The organism is Acidobacteriota bacterium (assembly GCA_016716715.1).
GTDB lineage: Bacteria > Acidobacteriota > Thermoanaerobaculia > UBA5066 > UBA5066 > Fen-183.
In genome coordinates this window covers 434,473-445,800 of sequence record JADJVE010000003.1, presented here as the reverse complement: position 1 = coordinate 445,800, position 11,328 = coordinate 434,473, and the positions used below count along the sequence as shown (strand labels likewise).

General features: G+C 66.3%; 12 protein-coding genes and 1 pseudogene. 1 reads left to right on the top strand and 12 read right to left on the bottom strand.

Features of this window, described 5'->3' with window-relative positions; genetic code table 11:
- Positions 1-3: 3 nt before the first annotated feature.
- The 12 genes and pseudogenes from IPL89_06870 to IPL89_06815 all read right to left on the bottom strand — a co-directional run bounded on the left by IPL89_06870 (position 4) and on the right by IPL89_06815 (position 10,243).
- On the bottom strand, positions 4-663 hold the full coding sequence (locus IPL89_06870; GenBank protein MBK9062904.1) for a porin family protein: 660 nt from the start codon (positions 661-663) through the stop codon (positions 4-6).
- Between the two features lie 61 nt (positions 664-724).
- The gene (gene glsA / locus IPL89_06865; protein ID MBK9062903.1) at positions 725-1,753 is read right to left on the bottom strand and encodes a glutaminase A; all 1,029 of its coding nucleotides are present in this window, start codon (positions 1,751-1,753) and stop codon (positions 725-727) included.
- Positions 1,754-2,980, bottom strand: coding sequence for a porin (locus tag IPL89_06860; protein ID MBK9062902.1), 1,227 nt, complete (start codon positions 2,978-2,980; stop codon positions 1,754-1,756). It abuts the gene before it with no gap.
- A 30-nt stretch (positions 2,981-3,010) separates the two neighbouring features.
- A complete protein-coding gene (locus tag IPL89_06855) occupies positions 3,011-4,090 on the bottom strand; it encodes an amidohydrolase family protein (GenBank protein ID MBK9062901.1) in 1,080 nt (359 codons plus the stop codon).
- 28 nt (positions 4,091-4,118) lie between these two features.
- Complete coding sequence (locus IPL89_06850; protein ID MBK9062900.1) at positions 4,119-5,654, bottom strand: DUF3011 domain-containing protein; 1,536 nt, start codon at positions 5,652-5,654, stop codon at positions 4,119-4,121.
- Positions 5,641-5,928, bottom strand: coding sequence for a hypothetical protein (locus IPL89_06845; GenBank protein ID MBK9062899.1), 288 nt, complete (start codon positions 5,926-5,928; stop codon positions 5,641-5,643). Before IPL89_06845 ends, IPL89_06850 begins: the two co-directional genes overlap by 14 nt.
- Positions 5,929-6,070: 142 nt before the next feature.
- A complete protein-coding gene (locus IPL89_06840; GenBank protein MBK9062898.1) occupies positions 6,071-6,232 on the bottom strand; it encodes a hypothetical protein in 162 nt (53 codons plus the stop codon).
- On the bottom strand, positions 6,229-6,771 hold the full coding sequence (locus IPL89_06835) for a hypothetical protein (protein ID MBK9062897.1): 543 nt from the start codon (positions 6,769-6,771) through the stop codon (positions 6,229-6,231). The genes IPL89_06840 and IPL89_06835 overlap by 4 nt, the downstream gene beginning before the upstream one ends.
- A gap of 85 nt (positions 6,772-6,856) precedes the next feature.
- Positions 6,857-7,180 (bottom strand): type II toxin-antitoxin system PemK/MazF family toxin, encoded by a 324-nt coding sequence (locus tag IPL89_06830; protein MBK9062896.1) that lies wholly within the window; start codon positions 7,178-7,180, stop codon positions 6,857-6,859.
- A complete protein-coding gene (locus IPL89_06825) occupies positions 7,177-7,407 on the bottom strand; it encodes a hypothetical protein (GenBank protein MBK9062895.1) in 231 nt (76 codons plus the stop codon). The genes IPL89_06830 and IPL89_06825 overlap by 4 nt, the downstream gene beginning before the upstream one ends.
- A 159-nt stretch (positions 7,408-7,566) precedes the next feature.
- Positions 7,567-8,307 (bottom strand): hypothetical protein, encoded by a 741-nt coding sequence (locus IPL89_06820; GenBank protein ID MBK9062894.1) that lies wholly within the window; start codon positions 8,305-8,307, stop codon positions 7,567-7,569.
- Positions 8,308-8,312: 5 nt separating this feature from the next.
- Positions 8,313-10,243: pseudogene (locus tag IPL89_06815) on the bottom strand (DUF3604 domain-containing protein).
- Positions 10,244-10,330: 87 nt separating this feature from the next.
- Here IPL89_06815 and IPL89_06810 point away from each other — a divergent pair.
- Positions 10,331-11,287: a helix-turn-helix domain-containing protein gene (locus IPL89_06810; GenBank protein ID MBK9062893.1), complete on the top strand. Its 957-nt coding sequence runs from the start codon at positions 10,331-10,333 to the stop codon at positions 11,285-11,287.
- Positions 11,288-11,328: the final 41 nt, after the last annotated feature.

Here is an 11,328-nt window from a genome sequence, read left to right as displayed (position 1 = left end):
GCATCAGAACCGGACGATGACTCCGAGCTTGAAGTCCCACTGGGAAATGATGTGGTCGTTCGGGTAGTAGGTGCACCCGTAGAAGGGGTCGCACCACGTGCCGCCGTCGGTGGAGTACAGGTACTGCGGCATCCAGCGGATGTCGCCGCGGATTCCGACGCGGTCGCTCGCGTAGTACTTGACGCCGCCGCCGAGCGTGAACGCGAAGTTCGTGATCGAGTCGAGGCTGCCGTCCGGCGCGAGGATCGCCGCCCCGACGCCGCCCAGGACGAAGGGCTGGAACCGGGGGTTCCCCGTGTCGAAGAGGTAGAGGCCGTTGAAGAGAACGTTGTGCTGCCCGACGTTGACCGTCCGTTGGGAGGTCGCGGCCGAGCGCGGCACGGCCGTCGCGTCGTACCCGGAGTACGTGTACTCGATCTCGACGGACGTGAAGGGGCTCGTGTTCCAGCTCGCCGCGATGCCGAACGTGGCGGCGTCCGCGAACTGGAGCTGCGAGTACCTCGCGACGTCGGTTTCGTTGATGTCGGAGTTCAGGCGGTAGCCGATCATCGGCGTGAGCTCGAACCGGCCCTGCTGGGCGTCGGCGCGGAACGCGCAGGCGGCAAGGACGAGCGCGAGCGAGACGAGGCTGAACCAGTGCTTCTTCAAAAAGGACTCCTCCATCTCTCATTCAGGGACGTGAATCGGGGCCGGCGGGAGCCGGCCCCGGACGTCCTTATCCTACCTAACGAGGAGTCGACGCGAGCGGATTGGCTTTGAGCGCGTTCGAGATGTCCGCGATCGCCTTCTGGCCTCGGACGCTGTTGCCGGCGTCGTCGAGGGGCGGCGAGATCACGGCGATCCCGAACTTGCCCGGCGCGACGGCGATGAGGCCGCCGCCCACGCCGCTCTTGCCGGGAAGGCCCGTGCGGTAGAACCACTTGCCCGAGTCGTCGTAGAGGCCCGCCGTCGCCATGACGGCCAGGGTCCCCGGGACGTTCTCGGTCTTCATGACCTGCTTTTTCGTGAGCGGGTTCTTCCCGCCGTTGGCGAGCGTGGCGGCCATCGCGGCGAGGTCCTTCGCGTTCACGTTCACGGAGCACTGCTCCGTGTAGATGTCCGTCGCGCGCAGGGGCTCCTTCTTGATGTACTCGTAGGCGTACATCAGGTAGCCGATCGCCTGGTTGCGCTGGTTCGTGTCGGACTCGGACTTGAAGACGTCCTGGTTCACCGTGAGAGGGCGACCGGCGAAGTCGGAGTACGTCGCGAGGAGGCCGTTCCAGATCTCGGCGCGGTCCTTGCCCTTCAGCATGCTCGTCGCCGTGATCGCGCCCGGGTTCACGAGCGGATTGATTTCCGGACCGCCGAGGGCCTTCTTGGCAAACTCGATCGAGACGATCGAGTTGAACCGCATGCCGGTGGCATCCACGCCGATCGTCTTGACGATCGCTTCGAACCCCGACTCCTCGGCGACCTTCGCCATCGTGAAGACCTTCGAGATCGACTGGATCGAGACCTCGGACTTGACGTCGCCGGCCGTGTAGATCTTGCCGTCGGCCGTCACGAGGGCAATGCCGTAGATCTTCGAGTCGACCTTCGCGAGCGCCGGGATGTAGTCGGCGTTCTTGCCTTCCTGGAGGCCCTTGTATTTTTCATAGGCCGCGTTGATGGCCTTCTGGATGTCGTCCGGCGTCTGCGCGGACACCGAGGGCGCGAGCCCCACGACGAGCGCGAGGGCCGCGGCGGCGGCGAGGATTCGCTTCGTGACGTTCATTTACTTCTTGCCTCCCAGCATGGTGTCGAAGTTGGCCTTGAATGAGACCTGGATACGGTAGTCGTCGGACGAGAAGCCGTCCGAGTTGTTCTTCCGGTTGCCCCAGAGGAATTCGGCTCCCGTCATGACGTTCTTCACGGGCGTCCAAAGGAGGTTCACGGCGGCGTACTGCCCGGTCTTGAAGTCGCTCGGAAGCTGCCCGTCGGAGTTGCTGATGTCGACGCGCGAGTAGCCGATCGCCGTCGAGAACTTGTCGCTCCAGTTGTGGTCGAGGAACGCGACGATCCCGAGGACCGGGAGCGCCTTGCCCTTGATGGGCTTCGTCTTGTCGCCGGGGTTGGTCTGGACGCCGACGTCGAGCGGGGCGTCGTTCATGTAGTTCTCGACGCCTTCGCCGTAGATGACCGAGGCGCGGATCACGTCGTTCGCGCCGGCCTTCAGGTTCGTCGACAGGTTGAGGCCCCAGCCCGTGGCGCTCCCGGAGAGGTCGTACTGGTCCACGAGCGTGTCATCCCACTTGATCTGGCGGAGAACGCCGGCGAGCTGGACATGGCCCCATTTCCCCGAGCTCCGAAACTGGGCGGTCAGGTCCGGAAGGGAAAACCGTGCCTGGATGTTCTGAAGCTCGACGCGGTCCGAGTACACGCCGCCGTCGCCGCTCGCGCCCGGCTGCTCCAGTGCGATCCAGACGCGCGTGTCCCCCTGCACCGGCATCCAGCGGAGCTGGATGTTCCGGTAGAAGACCATTCCGTTCGGCCCCCAGTAGTCGAGGGTGTTCGGGAAGACGTCGAGGTCCATGAAGACGCTCTGCGTCTGCCCGACGAGGAAGGGCCCCAGCTCGGCCCAGGCCTGCCTCACGCGCATGGTCGTCTGACCCGCGTCCCCGCCCACGCCGAAGAGATCGAACTCGAAGCAGGTCTTCAGCTCGCCGAAACCCGTCGGCAGCCACCCCTTCACGCCGAACCGGGTCTGCTTGACGTCGGCGTAAAAGTGCCCGCCGGGCCCGAACTCGTCCTTGTAGGAGGGCAGCCTGGTGGGCCGCAGCGTGTCAGCCCAGTCGGGGTTCACGGCGTTGAAGTCCGCGATCATGTCGAGCTGGACGAAACCGTAGATCTGCAACCGTGGCCCGGCCGGGGGGTCCGAAACCGTCTGGGCCCACGCGGCGCCCCCTGCGCCGAGAGCGAGAACCACGGCCGCAACCGTCGCACCCCTCAGAAACACTTTCATCTCCAACCTCCTGCGGGCCGTGCCCGCGATTCACTTGACGTTTGCTTTTTCCCACGCGCGGACCCGCGTCCGCGCCGCGTCGAAGAGACGCTCGTAGTTGCCTTTGAGGACCATTCCCCGCGCCTCCGGCGTCAGGGCGGCCCAGAACGGCGCGTACATCTCGTAAACCTTCATGTACTTCGCGGGGTCCGACGGCGCGACCTCGTCCGTCCCGAACAGGAAGCGGTCCGGGTGCCGGTTCACGACTTCGGCCGTTCTGCGGATCGCCTCGGGGCTCGCGACGATGTACTTGGCGACCTCGTCCCACGAGAGGTCGAGGTACACGTGCGCGAGCGCGGGGTTCGAGAGCATCTTCTCGACGATCCCGAGCTGGTCGGGAACCGGCCGCACGACGCGCCCGAGCCCGATGTGCGCCCAGATGATCGTCGTCTTCGGATGCCTCAGGAACAGGTCGCTCAGCTGGAAGATCTGGTACGGCTCCTGATTGGGCTTCGGGAAGGGCATGTCGATGTCGTTGTGGAGGAGGACGACGAGCCCGATCTCGGCCGCGACGTCGAAGAGGCGGTCGAGCGCGGGATTCGTCAGGCTCGCGGTCTCGCCCGCGATCTTGGACGAGACGAACTCCTTGTGGATCGAGAACTCGCCGATCCCCGAGAAGACGCCGGGGAACGTCTTCAGGACGCGCTTGACGTGGTCCGCGGCGTACATGTCCGACGGGTTGAACCCGACGATCATCGGGTCGAGCCGCGCCTGGTCCGCCGGCGGCAGCGACCGGTACGCCATCGCGATGGACGCGTCGACGAACGAGTAGTAGTAGAGCGGCGCGTCCGTCTGCAAGTAGTACGTCGGCGCGAAGTCGCCCGTGTTCCCGTACGACCACATCTGCTGGAGAGGCAGGCCGAAGACGGTCGAGCGCCCCACCTTCGTCCCCATGAGCTTCACGAAGTCCCTAAGGTCCGTCCCTTCCTGGACGAAGTTCGTGAGGTGCATGTGGGAGTCGTGAAAGAGAGGCGGCTCCGCCGCCCGAAGTGAGGATGCTTCGAATGAGAACGCGAGCGAAAGGGCGACAGCACAGCCGATGCCGCTGCCGCGCCGCCAATTAACCTTCATAGAAATCCCTTCTTCTTGCTTCTTCCCGTCAGAAGCCCAGCTCGAAGTTCACGTGGTAGACGTCGCCATTCGCGCCCACCGAGAGGGGGAGAGCCGTGTAGCCCGTCGGGCAGTTGTTCAGGTGGATCCATTCGGCGTTCAGCCGGACGCCCCGCTCGCCCTTGACGTACCAGTTCGCGCCCGCGCGGACTTCCGAGGCGTTCCCGTATGGGCCCCGGATCTCCGAGCCGCTGAGATAGGCCTGCACGAACTTCGGCACGACCATCGCCGACGCCTGGATCTGGTAGCCGTGGTCCTCGATGTTCGCGATGCCGGCCGTGTTGGGGCCCGCGAAGTTGCTCAGCCTCCGCCAGAAGTACTCCGCCTCGAGCGCGAGGCCCTTGTACTTGATCCCCGCGTCGACGGTGGCCATTTCGTACGTGACGCGGTCCACGGAGATCCCGGGACCGAACAGGTCACGCGTGAAGACGATGTTCCCGTCCGAGAGGCGGGTCTGGCTGTTGTCGACGGCATTCGGGTTCGACTGGTTCTGGGCGTCCTCGCGGCTGTGGGTGTAGTGCGCGCCGAGGCGCGTCGCGACGTTCTGGTGCTGCTCGTAGTCGCCGAAAGAGCCGAGATAGCCGAACTCCCCCGTCGTCGGCGTCCAGGCGAGCTGGAACGACTGCGTGTTCAGGCCGGTCGAGAGCTGCGCGGCGCTGATCCCCAGGTTGCTGAGGTTGTTGCCGAGCATCACGGCATACGAGAGGGACGACGGGAGCTTTCCCCGAATCCAGATCCCCATCGTGTACGAGCCGCGAAAGAACTCGTCTGCCATCGTGCGGTCGTCCACGCCGAGCCAGTACGGAAACTGGTTCTCGTTGCTCCGGACGGTCGGCAGGGCGCCGAGCCCGCCGCCGAGGGTGATCAGGTCGCTGAAGACGTAGCTCAGACTTCCCCCGCCCACCACCTGCCCGCCTTCGCCAGCCGCGGCGTTCGACGTCCAGAACCAGAGGTAGTAACGGAACTTCGGGTCGAGAAACCAGCCGGAGAAGGGCAGGAACACCTTGTTCAGCTGAACGTCCTCACGGGTCTGAACCGACTTCGTCGTCCCGAAGGAGTCGACGTACGTCGCGTCGAGCCCGTTCTGGTTCAGGTAGCGCAGATACGAATAGAGGCGGACGTAGACCTGCCCCTTGTCGCTTTCGAAGATGCGGAAGCCCACGGTCGGCAGGTACTCGAGGAATTTCTTCTTCTCCTCGGGCGTCTGCTCCTCGGGAGTCTTCGCCTCTCCAGGCTCCGGCCTCCCAAGAACGAACGTGGCGGAGCAGCCCTCCGTCACCCAGACGCCCTTCTGGTCGTAGCCCCACGTCTGGCCGAGGAGGCACGGCGCCTTTCCATGGGACTCGGCGAGGACGACGCCCTTCGACGTGTCGGCCGGACAGTGCTGGCGCTCGCCGGGTTTCGACTCGCACGTCACGCGTGGCGCGGGCGCGTCGGCGGCGAGCGCCGAGCTCGCGATGAAGAAAGCGGCGGCCAGCGCGAGCGCGGCGCGGCGCGCCGAACGCCACTCTTCAATTCGCGGCATGTTCTCTCCTCGAGTCGAGCAATAGACCGATGAACGGCGAGACGTCGGACAGTTCCGCGCCGGACGCGCGCAGCGCGCGCAGGAGGGAGAGGCCGAGCTCGTCGGCCTGGAGCAATCCTGCGAGGTCGATGCGGAGGGGACGGAGCGATGCGGCACAGACCCGGCCCAGTTCCTCGACGCCCTCGCCCACCAGACGCCCTGCAACATGCACGACTGTGAAGTCCCCAAGACGTTCATCCGTGATCCGTAGAAGCATCGGAATCACGGATTCCATTGCGAACCGCGTGCCCGCAACGAACCCTGGGACATGGATCACCTAGTCTTTTGTTTCCAGACTCTTAGGGGCGCTAGCCAAGGCCAGGATTCCAGCCCGAACCGAAGCCGGACGGGATCCCGCCACTCGTGGCGGAATGCCGTCAGCGGGGCGTCGGGACCATGGGTGTGTCGCCCGGCTTGGCGACCGTCCCGCCCGAAGGCGCGTAGGCGTCGTAAGCACCGGGTTGGCCCTGGTAGGTCCAGTTCCCGGGCCCGGCCGGGTCGCCGGGCGCCGGCGAACCGGAAGCCGGCGCGACGTTCACCGGGGCGTTCCCCCCTTGAAGCCGGGTGTCATGGACGCGCCCTCGAGGACGATGAGTCCCAGCGCGAGCTGCTCGGCCTTGAAGGCCTCGGGGCCGGTCAGGCGCGTGATCCTCACGACGTCCGTCTCCGGCACGCTCACGAGCGTGTTGTTCTTCCAGGTGTACGCGATCCAGTTCTTCCCTTTCTTCACCGGCTCGTTCCGCGCGAGGTGCATGCCGGCCAACCCCGCGAGCTCCACCCGCCACACGACATGCTTGGTGTAGTCGGTCGACCACCGCGCGACCGACTTCACCTTTGTCCTCGGAACCTTCATCTCCGTCCGTTCCGGCAAGGCGCTGAAGACCCAGTAATCGCCCTCGAGCACGGGCTGGCCCATCGCGAACATGGACCCGACCGGGACCAGGTCGATCTGGTAGACGATGAGCCCGGGGTCGACGGACGGCGACGCGCTCGCGGAGCCCGGCGCAGCAGGCTGCTGCCCCTGCAGGACGGAGGCGAAGGAGACGAAGACCGCAAGGGAAGCGACTCGCATGCTCATGTTCGTTCTCCTCGACTCAATGTAGCACCGGCCCGACGGCTTCACCACGAGCCTTCCAGATGCGCATCCCCAGAACCAGCTCGTTTCAATCGAGCGCCAGCGCGATCCGGAGAGCCTCGTCGAGCGCTCGAAGCCGGGTCGGCCCGAGACTCGACACGTAGTCGGTCAGGGATGTCTTGGCCAGGCTGACCAGCGCGTCGCAGTGGATGCTGGATTCGTGCTTGAGCCCCTCGTCGATCCCGACGTCCACCTGGGTCGTGAGGCCGTCGCGGCGGCTGTAGACGGGGGCGCAGACGACGGAGGAGAAGCGGGACTCGATCAAGGCCTGCCGGCTGACGACAGCGAAAACGCGAGAGCGCTTCGGGTCGCCGGCCGGGTGGCGCACTCGATAGAGGTCGCCTCTCTTCACACGTCGGCCTGATACTCGAGCACGTCCCGGAATTCACGATTAAGGCGATCGGCCGAGCGATTCAGGATCGCCAGGTCTCGGGCTTCCCGGGCGGCTCGCTGCCGGCGGGCCAGGTAGTCGCACACCGCCTCCTCGATCAGACGAGACCGATTGGAGTTTGGCGCGGCAGCCCTGTCGAGTGCGCGAATCGTCTCCCCCGACAACGTGACCGATGTCTTGACTCTCATACCGCGAATATACCCCAGAACATCCTCCCGCCCTCCTAACCTGGGCTTGTTCTGTGAGGCCGGCGGACTCGAGCCCGACGGGCTCGACCCGTTTCCGTTCTCGTCGCGCTTGTAGACGTTTCCGTCCTTGCCCGCGTAGACGTTTCCCTGCCCGAGTGCTCAGAACGAGATGTTGACGGCTCCGACCGGCCCCTGGACCGTGACCCTCCACACGAAGACGTCGGCGGCGCTTCCGGTTCCGTAGTCCTGATAGAGCGCGCGATAGCCGAGGCCGACGCCGACGACACGCGAGATCTGCCAGTTCACGCGGCCCTGGAGCATCCACGTCAGGTCGCACCCGACTCCGAATCCGCCGATGTCGCCATATCCCTCGAGAGACCACCCCTTCCCGATCGGCGTCTTCGCGCGGACGCCGACGATCGGGTCGAGCCAGCTCTTCGAGAACCCGGCCGACTGAAAGCTCCCACGCACGGGCGTGAGGACGGAAGTGCCCGAGACCGACGTGAATCGCAGGCCCGCGAGCGCCTCGAAGACCGGCGTCACGCGCCAGCTCCCGTGGGCCTGGACGATCCACTCGTCCACGTCGACCTTCGTCGTCTGCAGCGTGCTCTCACGCGAGGCGCCGAGGCCCATGAAGATGACGTCGGCGGTCACGGCGAACCTCTCGGCCTCGCCGCGGTAGTTCAGCATCGCCCCGAACTGGAGGTTCTCGATGAGCTGGGACGCCGAGAGGTCCACCTCGGCCTCGACAGGCCCGGCAACTGCCGTGCCGGACATCGCGCCTCCCAGGAAATAGACCTCGGCCGTGTTCTTCCACTCCGCGGACTGTGCGTACGCGCCGCCCGCGGCGAGAAGGGACAGCGAAACCGCGAACCCGAGACTACGAATGAATGTGGACATCCCGCCTACTTCGCCGGCGTGTACCAGATCGGCGACGTGTACGCACGGTCCGTGACCGTCATCGGAACGTAGTCGGGCATCTTGATGCCGTAACGCTTCTGGTCGTAGGCCGTCCAGCGCGGCGAGGGAATCTGGATCACGCGCACGTAATAGAAGGCGCGCTGCGTGGCGTCGAATGACGGGTCCTTCCAGTACGCGGACAGGGACGCGGCGCCGATCGTGTTCGTGTAGCTCGCGTTCGCGATGTCCACGGTGTTGCCGACCGGGGTCTTGCAGCGGCCGTCCGGGCCGATCGCGCGCCCGCCGGAGACGGCGACGTCGAAGATGCGCTCGTGCGTCTTGCCGTCCTTGCCGAGCCAGCCCTTGATGATCTGGACGCGGTCGAGGTTGGGTCCTTCGGGGTCGCGCAGCGCCTGGACCATGAAGACGGGCCGCTTGCCGGCCGGCGCCGCGCGGAGGTTCCCGCCCATGGGCACGCCGTGGGCGTAGCCGTTCGCCGCGAAGTCCGAGCGGTCGCGGTCCTTCGGCGTGAAGTCCCAGCCCGCGAAGACGCGGACCGTCGGCCGGTCGCCCGTCGTCGCGTAGACCTCCCTGCGCTTCAGCGCGTCCCAGACCGCTTCGCGGGTGTTCTCGGTCGCCCACACGCCGCCGAGGCCCGCGGCCTGTTCGTTCCAGATCGAGATCAGCACCTTGCCGTCCTCGCCCGCGAGGAGCGGCGCCTTCCAGCGGTCCGGCGAAGGTAATCCGTTCGCGAACTCGCCAAAGAAGTTGTCTTCCCTCGTGGTGACGACGCCTACGTGCGCGTCGTTGCCGCCGATCATGCCGGACTGGTAGGGGTTGGCTCCGAGCTTCGCGTCCAGCTCCAGTCCCAGCTTCAACGCCGAGCGGACGTAGTTGGCGTGGAGGACGCTCTTCTTCGCGAGCGCCTTCTTTTCGAAATCGAAGTCCCACTTCTCGAAATTGGCGAATTCGTCCTCCGGCGAGAGATAGGGGTGCGTCTCGCTGTCGCCCTTGATCTGCGTCGCCTCCTGGAGCGGCTCGTGGCTGGCGCGCGCCTCGGCGTAGGCGCGGTCCATGGGCTTGCCGTCGAAGGTCTCCGCCGTGTACATGATGCCGTTGCTCAGGTTGCCGTTGTGCGGGATGGCGAGCACTTGGCCGCCCGTCTTCTTCGCGTACGCGTCCATGTACTTCCAGAGCGCCGCCGGGTCCTGACTGTCGAAGGTGGAGAAGGGAATGACCTGGCTCACGCGGTCCGCGCCGTCGCGGAAGATCACGGTGCGATGCAGGTTGTTGCCGCCGGGCGCGCAAGTCCACTCGAAGCCGTGCAGCGTCGTGAAAACGCCCGGCTTGTTCCACTTCTCGGCCGCCGCGGTGGCCTGCGCCCAGGCCGAGCCGACGAGCTTGCTGGCGTCGAACACCGGCTTACCAGACTGCATGGAGACGACGGCCTCGATGGCGGCCTTGACGCCCTCCTGAGGACCCTTCTGCGACATCTCGTACCAGCGCTTGCCCTGCGGGTTCTCGAGGAGCTCGGGGCTGCCGGCGCGAATCTGGTCGGAGATGCCCATGTACTCGGCGTGGTCCGTGATGGACACCCAGTCGAGCGGCCGGTCCTGCTTGAAGCGCTGGCCGTTGTCCATGACGACTTCCCCGCCGGTCGCGACCCGGAAGAGGTCGTCGGGGGTGACCGTGACCCCGAACATTCCCGAGTCGAAGGAGAAGCCGGTGTGGACGTGGGCGACGCCCCAGAGGACGCGCGCCGGGATCTTCCGGTCCGGGTACGGCGAGTAATCGGGCTTCTTCGCCTCGATCGGCTTGCGAGCCGTTTCGCCGGGAGGTTGCGGCTGGGCTCCTGCGCCGGGGCCGAACTGCAATCCAGGGCGAGGGCCGCCATGGCTGCGAGCCTTGCGTTGCGGAGTCGTGCGTTTCGCGTCATGCCGGCCTCCTGGGGAGTTGAGTACGTGTCTCGTATAGCATTCGTTCGATTCGGGCTCTATCCGTTTCGGGCAAACGCCCGTCAAAGATGGCCGTCACCACCGAGTTTCTCGACTACGAGATCACGGACGCCGAGTCCTACGCCGCGGTGCTGCGCGGATCCGACGTCGAGTTGTCGCAGCTGGCGCCCGGGCCGCTGCGGGGTCATCACCTGCGTGCCGGGCTGCCCGGCGGAGGCGTTTCCTGGGTGGAGACCAACCTGCCCCTGCGGGGCAGTGGACGGTTTCCGCAGGGGATGTGGACCCTGAGCGTCGTCACGGGCGCGGGCACCCGCTCGTTTCAGCACGGCACCCAGGTCCGGACCGGGACGATCTTCGCCCACGCGCCGGGCGCCGAGCACGACGGACTCTACGGCCGGAACTTCTCCGTGGTGTGCGTGGCGCTGCGCCAGGGCCTCTTCGAGACAATCGTGAAGCGGCAGTTCCCGGAAGCCTCCGGCCTCCTGAAGCGGGAATGGAGCGTCTGCGAACCGCGCGGCGCCCCGCGACGCGACCTCGTCGTCCGCTTCCGGCAGGCCGCGAAAATCCTGCGATCCGACGAGCAGGTCCGGAGGTCGACGGCGGCGATCACCGCGATCCAGGACGAACTGGTCGACGGCTTCCTCGGTGCGTTTGCGCAGGCGTCGCCGGCGCCGCCGGTTCGACCGCTCGCCCAAGCTACCGACCTCGTTCGCCGATCGGAAAAGCTCGTCGGGAAGGCGGGCGATCACTCGCTGCAGGTGGGCGACCTGTGTGCCGCATGCGGCGTCCCGAGGCGGACGTTGAGCCTCGCCTTTCACGAGATCCTCGGCATGGGGCCCGCGACCTATCTCCGGCGCCTGCGTCTCAACCAGGCGCGCCGGGTCCTGAGGAGCCCGCGCGCCGGCGGCGCAACGACGCGCATCGCACGTGTCGCTCTCGACCACGGGTTCTGGCACCTGGGCCGCTTCAGCTCCCAGTATCGTGGTCTGTTCGGGGAAAGTCCGCGCGAAACCGCGAGGTCTTAAGTCGCGTCCACCCGCATCGGCGCGCGCGCTTTCCGCGCGCC